Source organism: Acinetobacter gyllenbergii CIP 110306 = MTCC 11365 (genome assembly GCF_000413855.1).
Taxonomy (GTDB): Bacteria; Pseudomonadota; Gammaproteobacteria; order Pseudomonadales; family Moraxellaceae; genus Acinetobacter; species Acinetobacter gyllenbergii.
Genome location: NZ_ATGG01000049.1, coordinates 36,175 through 51,785, shown reverse-complemented (window position 1 = coordinate 51,785; position 15,611 = coordinate 36,175). Strand labels below are relative to the sequence as shown.

Genomic DNA, 15,611 nt, shown 5'->3' with positions numbered 1-15,611 from the left:
CTCCTTATTTCCAGCCTGGGAACCACAACGTTGGACCAAAATCACTATCCAAGGCTGCTTTGACTTTCGGTGAGTTTTGATAAATTTCGACAAACTTCTGTAGTTTGCTGTCTTTATCCTGATAGTCATCACGCACCACAAATAAAATCGCATAACGCTTATTGGTATTGTCATCAAACAATAAGGCACTTTCAGGATCAGCTGTTTTGGCTAGACGTAGGTAATGTGGATAGCCAAACGCCAGATCAACATCATCAATGGCACGTGCAGTTTGTGGGCCTTCAACTTCGGTAAATTTCAGGTTCTTCGGATTTGCAGTAATGTCTTTCAGAGCAGAAAGGTGATTATTGCTGTCTTTCAGTTCAATCAGCTTGGCTTGTTGCAACAGCAATAAAGCACGACCTTGATTCACAGGATCATTCGGAATGGCAACTGTTGCACCATTTGGCAGTTCCTCAAAGCTTTTATATTTTTTTGAATACAGTCCGACATGCGATGCTGCACCTGCCGCAAATGATTTTAATTTAAAGCCTGTTTCTTTAATGGCATTGTCCAAGAAGGGCTGATGCTGGAAAAAGTTCGCATCAATATCACCATGATTTAGTGTAATGTTCGGCGTGTTCCAATCAGAAAATTCCACCAATTTGACATTTAAACCCTGTTGTTTGGCTTCATCCGCAGCGACTTGTAGCGGGTGTGCAAAAGACGGACTAATCCCAATTACCAGTTCGCTGCTGTGGTTCTGTCTTTGTTTATTCCAAATCAATAAGGCAATAATCGCAACAACAACGACAAGGCCAATACCCAACCATTTTTTAGAGGCTGTTTGAGCCATATATTTCTCCAATTCTATTCTTAAATGTTTAAATGCTAAGCACTAATTTCTTCAATTGTTTTTAAGTCATGTGTGTTGTTCTGCGCTCTACATCGAAACTGATCGGCAGGATGGCTTGCAGCTAAATGATCCCCTTGGGCAAACAGTTTATTGCGTAATGAACCTGTGGAATATTCAGTTTTATAACGTCCGCGTTGCTGTAACTCTGGAATCACCAGTCGAATGAAATCATGGTGTGATTCAGGTGCAACGGTACGAGTCAGGTTAAAACCATCAATGCCCGTTTGATCGAGTAACTCAATCAGATATTCCGCAACTTCAACACCACTCCCGACAATCAGCGGATAACGTCCACCCAGAACATGCTGTGCTTTCAGGTCATTTTTGCTGATGCGCTGCTCTTTAAACTTCTCATTGACTGAGGCAATGCTATTGCTCTTTTGATAAGGAATCGCTTCATCATCTGCAAACTTGGCAAGATCAATGCCGACTGAACTGGCATAATGCGCTAAACCTGCTTCAGGGCTGGCATATTGGCGATATTCAGCCAATTTCTGTTGGGCAAGTTCATGTGTTTCAGCCACAACCACGGTAATGCCGACAAAGATTTTAATCGTATCTTCATCTCGACCTTGCTGTGTTGCTTGTAGTCGTATTTTATTAACGTGCTGACGAATTTTTTCAGGCTGATCACCACCAATAAAAATACATTCGGCATGACGCGTGGCAAACTGTAGTCCTTTCGGTGAAGCACCTGCTTGGAAGAGTGTTGGGGTGCGTTGAACCGACGGCGCAACTTGAAACACACCTTGGCTTTGATAGTATTGGCCTTGGTGATTGATCGAATGGACTTTGTTCGGATCGGTAAAGATACGCTGTTGCTTATCTTTCTTTAAAGCGTCATTTTCCCAAGAACCTTCCCAATATTTATAGCAAAGCTGTAAAAATTCCTCAGCCTGATCGTAACGGGCATCGTGATCTTTCAAGCCTTTTTGCCCAATTAAGCGTTCAGCACTGTCCAAATAGCCTGTGACAATATTCCAGCCCAAACGACCTTGAGTTAAATGATCCAAACTGGCAAAACGCCGTGCAAATTGATAGGGCTGTTCATAGCTCAAATTGACCGTGACACCAAAGCTTAAATTTTGTGTGACCAAGGCCATTGCCGAAATCAGGGTAGAAGGGTCATGGCTAGGCAGTTGAATGGACTCTTTTAGGGTCAGATCAATCCCATTTTGATAGACATCATAAACCCCTGTAATATCCGCCAAAAATAAACCATCAAATAGACCTTGCTCCAGCGTTTGGGCTAACTCAGTCCAATAACTCAGTTCATTAAAGCGATGTGATTGATCACGAGGATGCGTCCACAAACCATGATTGATATGACCGACACAATTCATATCAAAGGCATTCAGTAAAATTTTCTTCGGCAGGTTTTGACCCATTACAATGTCCCCCGACGCGGTGGCAGAATGCCATTCAACACATAATTACCAATGAAGTAATATTTCCAGCGTGCAGCATCATGCAAGGTATGAACCCGCGCATTACGCCAATGTCGATCCAGACCATCAGCACGTTGACTGCCACGACTACCCGCCAACTCAATCAATTTAGATGAGGCTTTTAATGCTGTTTCGGTACTATGCGCACGCACTTTGGCCACATCAATTGAGGCTTTGGCTAAAGTTTCCGCATTGAGATCCTGTTTGGCGATATCTACAGATCGAGCTGCTTGTTTCAGTAAAAGTTCACTGGCTTTGACATCGGTTGCGACACGTCCCAGCTCTGATAGGGTTAAGGGGTCTTGCGTCGCAGATTCAATATTGGCATCAATCCAAGGACGCGCCACACGTACACGTTCCAGTGTTTCTTCAAAGGCAGCACGGGCAATGCCGACTTCAATCGCAGCATGCATGATCTGGGCAAAGGGGCCAACTAAAGACAGTTGCTTAAAGGCAGTATCAAAAGGAATCACATCCTCTTTGGCAACAAAGACCTGATTAAACTTAACTGTGCCGCTGCCCGTGGTGCGTTGCCCAAAACCAGACCAGTCATCAATCAGTTCTAAGCCTTGGCTGTCGCGTTGTACAAAAGCCAGAAACTCATTGCCCGTTTCATCAACCACTAAAGTAGGAATACGATGTGCAAACAGGCTACCCGTGCAATAAAACTTTTCTCCTTGAATCAGATAGCCTTTCTCATTTGGAATCAATGTTGTTTGCTTATGGGCAGATGTGCGGGTTTTAAATTCAGCCAGCGCATTACCAAAGCGTGCACCTTGTAAGACTTCTTGATAGAGACGTTTCTTTTGCGCTTCTGTGCCTGTATTACGCAATACTTCCAATGCATAGAAGTGATTTTGTGGAATTTGTCCAATCGAACCATCCGCACCGCTAAACAGCGCAATGACTTTGGCAACAGTGAGGCTGGAAACCTCTGCACCACCATATTGTTTAGGTACGGTAATCGCCCATAAACCAGACTGGCTATAGCTTTCGATTTCAGTAAATGGCAAGTTTCGATTGGCATCGCGTTCAACTGCTGCTTGTTTAAACTGTTGGCTGAGTTGCGTGGCAATGTCTAGTGCTTCTGCATCACTTTGGATAATATGCGCTGCTTTAATATGGGTTTTGGCAAAACCTTGTAATTCTTGGTATGAGGTCATGATGTGCTCCTTAAATCCAAGCATGGCGGGCAGGGTGCGTACCATTGAGGTAATAGTCACCGATGGCATGGAATTTCCAACGCACAGGATCATGTAAGGTATGTACACGGGCATTGCGCCAGTGTTGATCAAGATTATGTTGGCTCAGGCTGGCACGGCTGCCACCAAGTTCGAGTAGCTTCTCTGAGATATGCAGGGCAGCATCATTGGCATAAATTTTTGCTTCTGCTACTAAAATAGAAGCGTGCGCGGCTTGCTCGGCAGAAATCTCAGCGATTTGATCAAGTTCATCTAGATATTCGGCAGCATCATCCAGCAATAAAATGGCAGCATCGAGCAGGATATTCAGTTTGCCAACTTCTTGTAAGGTGTAATGTTCTTCACTGGCTTTTTCTACGCCTGCATCAATAATGGGACGTGCTTTACGAATGCTGGATAAGGTGTCGTCAAAAGCTGCTTCGGCAATGCCAACATCAATGGCAACCTGTAAAAGTTGAGAATACGCACCGCGAACATTTGGGGTGTCGGCAATAATGCGCTCATCAAAAAATAGTGCAGGATCAACAACGACGTTGTGTAGTTTTACTGTTCCACTGGCTGTAGTACGTTGACCAAAGCCATTCCAGTCATTAATCACTTCAACACCATTGGCATGACGCTCAACCAGAGTCAATACGGTATAACCATCTGGATGTAAGGCTCGAATCGCTAACCAATCCGCAAAGCTGGTGCCAGTTGAGTAAAATTTTTCCCCGTTTAAAAAGTATTGACCATTTTCTAACCTTAATGTGGTTTGAATGGCTTTGGTATCTTTGGAATTTTTTTCTGGCCCTCCATTGGCGATACGTTTGCCTGCCAAAATTTCAGCATAGACAAACTGTTTTTGTACATCTGAACCGGTGATATTAATAAAATTTAAAAGACCAAACTGGTTTTGTGGAATTTGTCCGACATTGGCATCGGCTTTCGTTAAAATACGAAACACATGTGCCAAGGTCTTATTGGAGACAAAAGCCCCCCCATATTGTTGTGGTATACGGATTCCGCCAAGGCCTTTTTGGCTAAACTGAATAATTTGTTCTGTCGGCAAAATCCGATTTTGATCACGATGATTGCGATCTTCTAATGCAAAGTCAGCAACTTGATAGGCAGCATTGATGGCCTGCTGATCATTTGAAATCAGTTGTGTTTGAGCTTGGATCACTGATTGATTACTGGACATGTGAGCACCTCTAATAGATAAGAGACACTTTACAAAAGTTTTACTTTTCCACTAAACCATCAGTTATGCCTTATATATCACAATAATTTCTAAGCATTTATTATGAGAAAAATAACAGAAAAGTAGATAATAAATACTAATTAAAAAACATAAGTTTAGAGTTCTTGGTTCTTTGTTAACCTATGCGAAAAGTCTTTTTCTATGAAATAATGGAATAATCTCACCACGAATATTTATAAAGCAAACTCGCCGAAATTATAGAAGATCGAGCAAAAAGGACATTGTATTGATTCACTTTTACTTCTACAGTAGGGAAAACCTTATGTTTGATCGAGTAGAAAAATAAATTTGGAGAGTCTATGCGGGTTTTATACCAATTTCCTTTGTCTCACTATTGTGAAAAAGCTCGCTGGTTGCTAGATCATAAGGAATTGGACTATGTGGCACATAATTTAATTCCTGGTTTTCACCGTGCTTTTACCTATCTAAAATCTGGGCAATACTTATTGCCAATGTTGAAAGATGATAAACACTGGATTGCCGATTCAACGCAAATCGCCTTATATCTGGATAGCACCTATCCAGAGCATGCTTTATTGAGACGTGATGAACAGTTACGTGAGCAAGCCTTAGAAATTGACAAGTTAGCTGATGAACTTGGTGTCCATGTGCGTCGTTGGTCATTGGCGCATGCATTGTCAGTGGGTGACCATCCGCTTGAAATCATGATGGGTGAGCAAGGTTATTTACGCCAGTTTGAAAAAATTTCTAAGCCGATCTTAAAAAGCTTAGTTTCGACCAACTATAAGTTGAATCCTGAGCAAGTGACCGAGTCTAAGCTTAGAATGACTGAGTTGATCACGGATCTGAACCAGCGTTTGATTGATAATCAAGGACGTTATATGGTCGGTGATCGTCTGGGTTTGGCCGATATCGCGGTCTGTGCAATTCTTGCACCTTTATTAGTGATTAAAGGGACACCGTGGGAATTGGAAAATGATGATATTGAGCAGTTTAACGGCGAACTAAAACAATATTATGATTATTTATCTGATCTGCCGATTGGACAATATGTACAGCGCATTTACGCCACTGAACGAAATGCACGGGTCGATTGGCGTGGTTTATAAATAAGTTGTTGTAGAAAAGCCCTGATTGCTTAATTGGGGCTTTTTTTATGGGAAAGAAAACAGAAAAATGACCGATAAAGTAAAAAATTATCGGTGAATAAAATTAATTTTTAAAAGAAAATTCGTTTTAAGCTGAAAATATTAGAAATTATTGCCAAATTTACTTTAAAAAAACTGAAAAGAGGGAAATAATTATAAAAAGGCTTTGCTATCTTATGTTTCAGGGTGTGATGGGGATCGAAACAAGTTGTTCAACAATTGGGAGATCAGTTGAACAGTTGCTCAAAAGGTCTTGTTTCGGCTTTGAGACAGAGATAAACCAAAAGTTTATCGGAATCATGTTTGCGTTATCCATGCAGCATCGTCAAAAGTTAAACGAATGTTTTCCCTTGACCCTTAAAAATTACTGAGTGCGCAGTTCCGATAAAAACATAAATTCAGAGTGAGAACTGTAGAATGGAATTAGATCGTTTTGATAAACAAATTCTGGAAATTTTGACCCATGAGGATGTCAATCTGAATGAGCTTTCAGAGCGTATTAATCTTTCAGTGAGTTCAGTACATCGTCGCATTAAAAACTTGATTGAATCGCAAGTGATGGGGCAACTGAAACGAGAAATTAATTTTAATAAATTGGGTTTTAGCTTACATATTCTTTTACAGGTTTCATTGAGCAAACACGATAGCGAAACCTTTGATAAATTTCTGCAAGAAATCGAAGATATTCCAGAAGTCACCAATGCCTTTCTTGTGACGGGGCAGAGTGCCGATTTTATTTTGGAATTAGTGGCACGCAATATGGATGACTATAGTGAAATTCTATTACGCCGTATTGGTAAAATTGACAGTGTCGTTGCACTACATTCAAGCTTCGTGATCAAAGAATATAATGTCTTTAACTGCTATAAGCTTTTAAATAAGCTATAAAAAATGCATCTAAAAAGATGCATTTTTTACTGATCTAAATGAATTAAGCATCAAGTTGCGTTAATACATCTTCAGAGAATTCAACGTTGGTATAAACGTTTTGAACATCATCAAGATCTTCAAGCATATCAATCATTTTCATGATTTGTTTAGCTTGATCGATATCGTTGATTTCAGCTTTAGTCGATGGGCTCATCACAACTTCAGCATTGTCAGATTTTAAACCTGCAGCTGTCAGCGCATCTTGGACATCACCAAAGCTTTCTGGGCTGGTAATCACCAAGATACTATCTTCGTCGATCTCGATATCATCAGCACCCGCTTCTAAAGCAACTTCCATGACTTTGTCTTCTAAAGAAACATCTTCAAAAGAAATTTCACCACGCTTGGTGAATAGGTAAGCCACCGAACCATTGGTTCCCAAATTACCATTGGTTTTAGAGAAGCAATGGCGAACATCTGGAACAGTACGGTTTAAGTTATCGGTCATGGTTTCAACGATAACTGCAACGCCACCCACACCATAACCTTCATAGGTAACTTCTTTTAAATCATCATTGTCTTCACCACCTGCACCACGCTGGATTGCACGGTTGATGGTGTCACGTGTCATATTCACAGAAAGTGCTTTTTCAACAACAGCACGTAAACGTGGGTTGCTTGCAGCATCTGGCCCGCCTAAACGTGCAGCGGTTACGATTTCACGGATGTATTTAGTAAAAACTTTACCGCGACTGGCATCTTGTTTAGCTTTACGATGCTTAATATTGGCCCATTTAGAATGACCCGCCATGGAAGTAACTCCAAAAAATAAAACTTAAAAAAAGTGCAGGAATATTAGCATAGCGATGGTTTTGTTGAAAACTAGCATCACTCATATTCAAACTGTAAAATCTTGATCAAGCATCAAAGATTGATCAAATAAACTAAATGCTTTAGCTAATTTTTACGTCGATATCGTATTCCGCATAGAGCGCTTTGATTTTTTCCAGATCTTGTTGTAGATCGGATGGATAAATTTTCCCTAAAATACCGCCTTGTTTGGTACGGGCATTAGCATACATCAAAATGATTGGCACATTGGCTGCTTTGGCAATATGCCAAAACCCCGTACGAATTGCTTTGCGTTCTTCACCATCTTTGGCGCGTGTTGCTTCAGGTGCAATCACCAGATTAAAGCTGGCATTTTGGTTAAATAGTTCAACCATTTGCGTCACGATATCTTTATTGGCTTTGCGATCCACAGGGATGCCTCCCAAGCGTTCCAAAATCGGTTTTAATGGTCCTTTAAATAATTCTTTTTTGATTAAGGTATGAATTTTTAACTCTAAAATTTCGAATAAAGCGAGGGAGAGGATGGTATCTAAGTTGGAGGTATGCTCGAAGCCGATAATGACTTGTTTCTTTTCTAAAATGGCTGGATCAACCTTGTATTCCCAACCTGTTGCTTTAAAAATAGATTTTCCTAAAAATTTTTTCATGTTTATCATCATAGGCTTTGAGTCGCAGCAGTGTAATACGACTTTTCAGGAAAATACATATCTGAAAATACCAGATCAAAATAAATTTAGATGTCTTATTAATGATCAAAATAGTGCAATATCATCTTTACTCAAGCTGTAAAGATCATATAGAATCAGCGCAGTTTATGATTTTTAACATTATTTTAGTAATTTGATAAAATCATCTGCTTGTAATTTAAGTTAAATTTTACTAAGATCAGGCAGCATTCATCATATACATAATATGATTCAAGTTTAGGGCCTATAGCTCAGTTGGTTAGAGCAGCGGACTCATAATCCGTTGGTCCCGTGTTCAAGTCACGGTGGGCCCACCATATATATCAAGCACTTACATGCATTAATTGTAAGTGCTTTTTTAATATTAAAATCCATGTAATCACTATGTAATCAATTTTAATAAACAACAATACGGGGAAATAGAAATGATATTAGTTAGGCTTAAGCAAATTTTTAAAAAGAGTGTTTCACTACTTGGGTGGAAACGTAGGAAACATGCAAATAATTTAACTAAAGAATTACGTGATTTCTTTGAAGAACAATTTCGTAAGTTTGATCCTAATTCCGATAAGCTAAAAGGAATAGATGTTTCTCAATTAAAAGAATTTCTTGAGAAATATCCTAATATTTATAATCAATATCCAAATCAAATACAAAAATTATTATCTGATTATAAAAATTTAATTAAAGAACATATTCGTCTAGTTGAAGAAGAAAAAAGAATGGGTATTTTTGATTTCCCTAATCCCGTAGATGAGGATGTCTCAGATACAGATTTATATAAAAATAGAGAAGCTATAAAAGAAAAGGTAAAAGCAATTTTAGTGATTTTAGAAAAGATAAACGGGGCCTAAGCCCCTATAAGATTGCGAATATCGGTTAAACGCCATCTAGCACCATTTTTTGTTAGTACAGGTTTAAGGTCACCTTTTCCTGTACTTGCCCAAACTCGAAGTGTATTTGGCTTATAGCCAAGGATTGTTGCAGCATCTATTGAGTTCACTAGGCTTGCGCCTGATTCTATTAACTGTTGCAGTTTTTCTTCTGGTTTTAATTGGACTTTTTGCATTTTTACTCCAAATTTCATTTCTAATTACTAAGCTTTTCAAAAGACTGCGTGCGTGCAGCCTTTTGATTGGTTAATAGCGATACTGAGACATCCTTGATCAATTCATTGCCTTGCAATATCTGTTGTTTAGCCTGGAGAGCTGTCGTAGCCTCTACACGTCCTCGTAAGCTGCCTTTGCCGTGAAGCTTGGCCACATACTTAAAAATGTAGGTTTTTACGCACTCCAACCCTCCATGTCCTTTTTTGCCTTACAGGCCTGCACAATCTGAGCTTCATAGCGTGTGCCTTTAAACTGCTTATAGATCGCACCTAGATCTGCTTCTTTGTCGGTGTGATGAATTGCGTTTAACGCCTGCTGAAAATCATTGGTCAGTTGTTGTGCTGCATTTGGTTGAGCATTTTGGTTTTGCTGCTGCCGTTGTTGCTGTGCAGGTTGTTGGTTCTGATTGCGCTGCTGATTTTGAGCAGGGGCATTCTGTTGATTGTTCTGAGTCTGCGTATTGCTTTGTTGATGGTATGCATCAGTATCGGCATCTTGGGTATCATCAATCAGGAACAGACCATTCAATGCGTATTTACGCGCATAGGAACTGGACGAGCCAAAAGTCTGAGCGACATCCATTCCTTTTTTATTGATCTCCACACCAGCATGTGCGGTAGTCATGGTTTGTTTGCCTTGAGGATCAGTAAAGACTGCTTTGGCTGTAATCACCACGACTGGTCCAATCTCTTGTACTTCATCACTAACAACAAGGGTAGCGCCGTACTTTTGCAACAGTGGCTTAACACCTTCAAGAATGTCTTCAAGGCTACGATAATGGAATTTACCAAAGCTGTTGTATTTGCTCTTTGGTGCTTTTAACTCAAGCTGAATAAGTTGTAAGGCATCTAGTGTACTGGTTGATGCCATTTGTTGATTCACGGCTGCATTCATCATAAATCTCCTTAGGCACCGTTATATTGCGCGTTGCGGTAATCAATCCGTTGTTCTTTGCTATAGCGTGGTGTTTGGCTTCGAGCTATGCGTTCTATGGCACGTTGGTAATTTACGATTTTCTTGATATTACCTTTTAGCCAATAAACAGCTAATTCTTCATCAGTGATGGGGCGTACTTCGCTTTCTACTGATTCTTTAACCAGAATAGAATGCCATTCAAAGCGTGCAGCTTGTGCACCACCAAAGAATTCACCGTCAAAATCAGGGGTGTAATTTAACGATACGTTGACCAGATAAATTTTTGGGCCAAGGCGTACGTTGTAGTAGCCGTTCACGTCTTTACAGATGAACTGCGCGAAAGGTGTGGTATAGCGTTTCTTTTGCATGACAGGGTCCAAATTCTTGGTCTTACCCTGTGTATATGATGCTGAAACCCTAGTATTTACAGGGCTTACAAGTCTCTGTGCGTCATAGCTTGTCGGTTGTATTTTGTTCAATAATGACGAGTTTAATCGCTTGGTTTTTGGGTTGGAAGCTGTATGTAATTGTCCCATTTGCTTATCCTCCAAAGATGCTGTAAACAACAAAGATTTGAACGATACAAATTAGGAAAACTACAACTAGAATAGGGAATAGCTTAAGCGCATCTTTTAGATTAACTTTGATGAAATCGAGTGTACTGACCTGATAATCAGTAGCAGAAGGGTGTTGATGTAAACGTTGGGACGTTTGACTAGGTGTAGACTTTTGTTTCATACTTATCTCGCTTAATTGCAAAGCCCCGTTCATCCGCCAAGAGCACGGGGCTTTTTGTTGATTACGAGATAAATACTACTAAAAGTAGAAAATTTGTCAATATTAAATCTCCTGTCTTCTACTTTTGATTGCTTTTTTATTCTGTAGTTAGCAAAGAAAACCTATCTCTAAAAGCAAATTGATGAGTTTCCACATTTTTATTACGAATATAGCTTTTTAAGTGAGCAATTCACTATGAATTAGGTTGTATATCAAAAGAAGTTGCTAGTGATATATTAAATCTTAATGTACTATTCGTAGGATTTCATGCCTATGAAGGTAGTGTTCTAAAGGAAAAAAATGAAAGCTGTTTCACTCTTTTCGGGCTGCGGTGGGTCTGACGCAGGATTAATAAATGCCGGATTTGACGTCATTATGGCCAATGATATTTTACCATATGCTAAAGAGGTCTATGAGGCTAATCATCCTGAAACAGATTACATTTTGCAAAGCATCACTGAGTTGGAACATTTTCCTTCAGCAGACATACTAGCTGGATGCTATCCTTGCCAAGGATTTAGCCAAGGTGGTAAGCGCCAAGCAGACAATAAATTAAATTATTTGTATAAAGAGTTTGCTCGGGCTTTAAATTACATTAAGCCTAAAGGATTTATTGTTGAGAATGTTTCTGGGATGACCAGTGCAACGTTCCAGCATCTATTGCAAGACCAAATTAAAGTCTTTTCAGAAGCTGGTTACAATGTCCAATTTAAAGTACTAAATGCTTCCGATTATGGTGTGGCTCAAGAGCGTAAAAGAATCTTTATTGTAGGTATTCGAAATGATTATGGTCTTGAGTTTCAATTTCCAGAACCTACTCATGGTATTGGATTAATGCCAAAAATTTCAATTCGGGAAGCTCTCAAGAATTTGCCTCTTTGGCCAAATGTAAGTGAATACTATAACTATGATTTTCATTGGTATTATATGTCACGAAACCGTAAAAGAGGGTGGGACGAAACTTCACGGACAATGGTAAGCAGCGCAAGACATATGCTTCTTCACCCTGTTAGCCCTGATATGGTAAAAGTTGGTACTGATCAATGGGAATTTTCAACTTCGGAACCAGCTCGTCGTTTTACGTATAAAGAAGCAGCCAGACTTCAAGGTTTTCGAGATCTAATTTTTCCGCGTGAGCAAGAAGTTAATCTTGAGAACAAATATAAAGTAGTGGGAAATGCTGTCCCACCACCATTATTCGAAGTTATTGCAAAAAAACTAAAAAATTATTTTTGATGGTAAGCTTAACACTTACCATTTATTTAAATTTCACTTTTTTCAACTGGTGCTAATTTCTTATAGAGTGACGACTTTTTAAATCGTTCGCCGTATGGTGTCGAATTACATATAAGTTCAATAAGTTTTTCATCGTAATCTTTATTCAATTCAGGATGTTTATTATAAATACCTGCTAAGCTAATTCTATCAAAAAGCCAACCTGCTCTATTTGAAACTTTCTGAAAATCATCATCTGTAAGGATGAATGGAATACTCATCATTTTTACTGGTTGAGTGTGAGTAAATGGTCGAAAATATTGATTGAGCTTATTAATATCAATATCATTAAACTTATTTATGTAATCATCACCACAAGCACATTGACCTAAAAAGAAAAGATGAGAGAAAGTACGATTATCTGGTCTTTTGATCCAAATAATCTGATCGATTCCTAAATCTTTTTGATTCGAAACCTCATTTTCAACATAATCTATAGGATTATATTTCCATTCTTTTGAAATATTTAAATCTTTCGGCAATGAGTTTATAGCTTGTTTAATATTACTTCCATTATCTCTTGGGAAGCCAAAATGATGTCCACTACTTAAGTGCCCCAATGAGCAACGAATAATTCCTAAAGTTGATCTCTCAAAGAATCGAGCCATCATTTGATTATATGCAGCTTCTCCCTTTTGAGCTTTTAATTTTGATTGAGATAAGATTAAGCAAAATATATAAAATAAATTTATTGATGATTCTTTAATTTTTAGACTTCCATCCTCAATTTTAAAAGGATAAGCATCGTCTAATAATTTTGCTCTATAAATTATTTCAGTAGAAACATCAGACCCTAAATCATCTAATTCAGCATCTCTAGCAGCCCAATTACTTAATTCTTCAGTATCTATCGAGTCCAAAGCACTAGCATGGCGATCATCCATTACACCAGCATCTAATGGAGCAGATGAGTTTAGAAGAGCCTCTAATTCAGTTTGATCGGCATCTATGACAACTTTTTGATTTGACATTTAGTTCGCCTTACAGTTCCAGATCATCTTTAGAATTAGATTGAATTTCTGAAAGTTGCTGCCTGATGGATTTTAATAATTTATTGATATGAATAATTTTATCATCGCTATCTGCAATAGTTTGCTGAATAATATTTTGAGGTTCTTTCGTAATACGATCTCGAGCATCCTCTAGTGATTCAATACATTCAAAGAAAATGGTTTCTAAGCGTTCATTGATATTTGTAGTTAAATTATTAACTTCTAATAAGCTTTTTCCTTTTTTAAGGAAATATACTTTTTCTGGATTCCCAAGAGCTTCTGCGAATTTAGGAATTTCACGAGAATCTTTTAATAAAGAATCTTGCCCTTTATTACTATTACCAAATAAAGCATCAATTACGAAAACAGCATCATCTAGTTTATTTTCAGGAATTGGATTTAAATTTGGTTTGTCTTCATCAGTAAAAAACTCAAGACCTAAAAAATTTCGAGCATTTGGATAATTAAATAAAGTGTATACCCAAGAGAATGGGTAACTCACATTGCTACCTCTGCCTTTGCGAACAGTCGCATCTCTGTTGAATTTTCGGTCATTTTCTAATTGATTCATGAAATTATAACCAGATAGTAAGCTTTTAATAGTTCCGCTTTTATCACCAGTCATAATTGAGATATCTTTTATAGAAATTTTTTGATTTGTAATGGTTTCATTGATCCATCTTGCTTTAGCAAAAGAATCCCAATCTTTAGTTGAAACAATATGGCGTATTCCTAGATAAGCACTTATTTTTTTAGGGTCTTCATCCTCCTTAAAAATGACAATAGGAAGATTTATGACATTTGGACTTCCTCTTTCATTATGTAAATCTATGAAGTGTTTGAAATCTTTAATATGGTTTCTTGCTCGAGGATCTTGACCTAAAATTAAACAGGTAACTAGTCGTCTATTACCTTCAATTATATAATATTGACCGTTTCTTTTTTGGCAAACTAGAGGTTCAGCTTCAAAATAACCATTGTATGACATTGAGCTAAGTAAATCGTCAATACCAAAGTTATTAATAATTAATGAAACTATCTGATCTTGCGTAATTTTTTCATTAGCTGACTCCCCAAGTCTCGGATTTAATGGGTCTAAAAGGAGTTCACTAATTGGTAAATGTCTGACGGTATTTATTTCTAATTCCATGAGTAATTAAACCTTATATTAATTAAAGAATAACTTTATTTGAGGAGTAATATGTTCAGACATCCCTATATAACCCCACAACCTTACCAACCAATTTGCATCCTTCACGAAGCTCCATGATTTTCTCAAGCCATTTCGGGTTTAAGGGTTCTAAATACATACCATTGCTTTCTACAATCAATTTCTTGAAGGTTGCTTCTGTTTCCCCATCGCATGCAACGATAACCAAATCACCTGTTTTTAAATCACTTATTTGAAAGTCAGGATTTACATAAATTTTATCACTAGGGCGGAAGTCTGGAAGCATGGATTCACCTACAACCTCTAAACCGTAGCCATTTTTTCCACATTTAGGATTGGGTGGTAACCACTCTTCAAATTGCGTTCCGGCTGGCACACCCTCAGTACAAGTCCAAGTACCAGCTTGTACCCATGAAATAACTGGCACTAATCGACCTGCTACTGGAAAAGGATTTGAGATATTTGTTTCTAAACTAGTTCCATGATCCAAATAACTAATATCAATATTAAAACTATTAGCTAAGGTTTGTAGTTTTTCTTCTCTTGGCTTTGCTGTACCTAATGTGTAGCGGCGAGCCATCTCATAAGTAACGCCAATAGTGTCTTTTAATTGGTTAACAGTTTTGATTGTCGAGCCTTCTTTTTCCATCAGCTCTTTTAAGCGATTAGCAAAATCCAAGTATTTAGGCTGTGGCATCGAAACTTGTCCATTTTCTACATAAGGTAGAATTTTATCTTGAATTTTAGGTTGCACCAATTCTATTTTAAGTTGTATATTATCTTCTACTTTAAGTAGTGGGTTCGGTTGCATTATGAGCACTCCAAAAGAAGCATTGATAAAAGCTATAAAAATTGCTGGTAGTAAATCGGCATTAGCCAGGGGAATAGAAATTACTCCATGGGCTTTAAGTAAGTGGAATTTCGAGAGAATCCCTGAAGATCGTTGCCTGCCAATTGAAAAATTTACGAATGGTCAGGTAAAAGCTGAAGAACTTAGACCAGACATTAATTGGGTATACATTCGTTCTACTCAAAATAGTAGTCAACTCGCCATCTAATAAACACGT

General features: G+C 38.3%; 17 protein-coding genes and 1 tRNA gene. 6 read left to right on the top strand and 12 right to left on the bottom strand.

Going from position 1 to position 15,611, the window contains the following annotated elements; genetic code table 11:
* Window positions 1-4 precede the first annotated feature (4 nt).
* The 4 genes from F957_RS02260 to F957_RS02275 are packed head-to-tail and all read right to left on the bottom strand — an operon-like array spanning window position 5 to window position 4,728.
* Complete coding sequence (locus tag F957_RS02260; RefSeq protein ID WP_016543286.1) at window positions 5-835, bottom strand: MetQ/NlpA family ABC transporter substrate-binding protein; 831 nt, start codon at window positions 833-835, stop codon at window positions 5-7.
* A gap of 35 nt (window positions 836-870) precedes the next feature.
* Complete coding sequence (locus F957_RS02265) at window positions 871-2,283, bottom strand: LLM class flavin-dependent oxidoreductase (protein ID WP_016543287.1); 1,413 nt, start codon at window positions 2,281-2,283, stop codon at window positions 871-873.
* Window positions 2,283-3,506, bottom strand: a complete 1,224-nt coding sequence (locus F957_RS02270) for an SfnB family sulfur acquisition oxidoreductase (RefSeq protein WP_016543288.1) — start codon at window positions 3,504-3,506, stop codon at window positions 2,283-2,285. Before F957_RS02270 ends, F957_RS02265 begins: the two co-directional genes overlap by 1 nt.
* Before the next feature lie 10 nt (window positions 3,507-3,516).
* Window positions 3,517-4,728 carry an SfnB family sulfur acquisition oxidoreductase gene (locus F957_RS02275; RefSeq protein ID WP_016543289.1) on the bottom strand — a complete coding sequence of 404 codons (1,212 nt, stop codon included), beginning with the start codon at window positions 4,726-4,728 and terminating at the stop codon, window positions 3,517-3,519.
* 359 nt (window positions 4,729-5,087) lie between these two features.
* On the opposite strand from F957_RS02275, the gene F957_RS02280 reads away from it, so the two are divergent.
* Window positions 5,088-5,858, top strand: coding sequence for a glutathione S-transferase family protein (locus tag F957_RS02280; RefSeq protein WP_016543290.1), 771 nt, complete (start codon window positions 5,088-5,090; stop codon window positions 5,856-5,858).
* A 456-nt stretch (window positions 5,859-6,314) separates the two neighbouring features.
* Window positions 6,315-6,785: an Lrp/AsnC family transcriptional regulator gene (locus F957_RS02285; RefSeq protein WP_004661600.1), complete on the top strand. Its 471-nt coding sequence runs from the start codon at window positions 6,315-6,317 to the stop codon at window positions 6,783-6,785.
* A gap of 43 nt (window positions 6,786-6,828) precedes the next feature.
* Here F957_RS02285 and F957_RS02290 read toward each other — a convergent pair whose 3' ends face one another.
* Window positions 6,829-7,578: a YebC/PmpR family DNA-binding transcriptional regulator gene (locus tag F957_RS02290; protein WP_004653079.1), complete on the bottom strand. Its 750-nt coding sequence runs from the start codon at window positions 7,576-7,578 to the stop codon at window positions 6,829-6,831.
* A gap of 142 nt (window positions 7,579-7,720) precedes the next feature.
* Complete coding sequence (locus F957_RS02295) at window positions 7,721-8,266, bottom strand: 1-acyl-sn-glycerol-3-phosphate acyltransferase (RefSeq protein WP_016543291.1); 546 nt, start codon at window positions 8,264-8,266, stop codon at window positions 7,721-7,723.
* A gap of 279 nt (window positions 8,267-8,545) precedes the next feature.
* On the opposite strand from F957_RS02295, the gene F957_RS02300 reads away from it, so the two are divergent.
* Both F957_RS02300 and F957_RS02305 read left to right on the top strand, forming a co-directional pair.
* A tRNA-Ile gene (locus F957_RS02300) sits at window positions 8,546-8,622 on the top strand.
* 108 nt (window positions 8,623-8,730) lie between these two features.
* Window positions 8,731-9,159: a hypothetical protein gene (locus tag F957_RS02305; protein ID WP_016543023.1), complete on the top strand. Its 429-nt coding sequence runs from the start codon at window positions 8,731-8,733 to the stop codon at window positions 9,157-9,159.
* On the opposite strand, the gene F957_RS02310 is transcribed toward F957_RS02305, so the two are convergent.
* From F957_RS02310 to F957_RS02320, 3 genes are all read right to left on the bottom strand, one after another.
* Window positions 9,156-9,374 carry a hypothetical protein gene (locus F957_RS02310; protein WP_016543022.1) on the bottom strand — a complete coding sequence of 73 codons (219 nt, stop codon included), beginning with the start codon at window positions 9,372-9,374 and terminating at the stop codon, window positions 9,156-9,158. The two genes, F957_RS02305 and F957_RS02310, sit on opposite strands and share 4 nt — an antisense overlap.
* Before the next feature lie 214 nt (window positions 9,375-9,588).
* Entirely contained in the window at window positions 9,589-10,308 is a 720-nt protein-coding gene (locus F957_RS02315; RefSeq protein WP_016660612.1) for an ERF family protein, read from the bottom strand.
* 11 nt (window positions 10,309-10,319) lie between these two features.
* Window positions 10,320-10,697 (bottom strand): hypothetical protein, encoded by a 378-nt coding sequence (locus tag F957_RS02320; RefSeq protein WP_016543019.1) that lies wholly within the window; start codon window positions 10,695-10,697, stop codon window positions 10,320-10,322.
* Window positions 10,698-11,406: 709 nt separating this feature from the next.
* On the opposite strand from F957_RS02320, the gene F957_RS02330 reads away from it, so the two are divergent.
* On the top strand, window positions 11,407-12,342 hold the full coding sequence (locus F957_RS02330) for a DNA cytosine methyltransferase (protein ID WP_016543018.1): 936 nt from the start codon (window positions 11,407-11,409) through the stop codon (window positions 12,340-12,342).
* 26 nt (window positions 12,343-12,368) lie between these two features.
* Here F957_RS02330 and F957_RS02335 read toward each other — a convergent pair whose 3' ends face one another.
* Genes F957_RS02335 through F957_RS02345 form a run of 3 tightly spaced genes read right to left on the bottom strand, consistent with a single transcriptional unit; the run spans window position 12,369 to window position 15,355 of the window.
* On the bottom strand, window positions 12,369-13,352 hold the full coding sequence (locus F957_RS02335) for a hypothetical protein (protein ID WP_016543017.1): 984 nt from the start codon (window positions 13,350-13,352) through the stop codon (window positions 12,369-12,371).
* 10 nt (window positions 13,353-13,362) lie between these two features.
* A complete protein-coding gene (locus tag F957_RS02340; RefSeq protein WP_016543016.1) occupies window positions 13,363-14,523 on the bottom strand; it encodes a ParB N-terminal domain-containing protein in 1,161 nt (386 codons plus the stop codon).
* 55 nt (window positions 14,524-14,578) lie between these two features.
* Window positions 14,579-15,355 (bottom strand): LexA family protein, encoded by a 777-nt coding sequence (locus F957_RS02345; RefSeq protein ID WP_016543015.1) that lies wholly within the window; start codon window positions 15,353-15,355, stop codon window positions 14,579-14,581.
* A gap of 1 nt (window position 15,356) precedes the next feature.
* On the opposite strand from F957_RS02345, the gene F957_RS02350 reads away from it, so the two are divergent.
* Window positions 15,357-15,602, top strand: coding sequence for a transcriptional regulator (locus tag F957_RS02350; RefSeq protein WP_016660609.1), 246 nt, complete (start codon window positions 15,357-15,359; stop codon window positions 15,600-15,602).
* Window positions 15,603-15,611 lie beyond the last annotated feature (9 nt).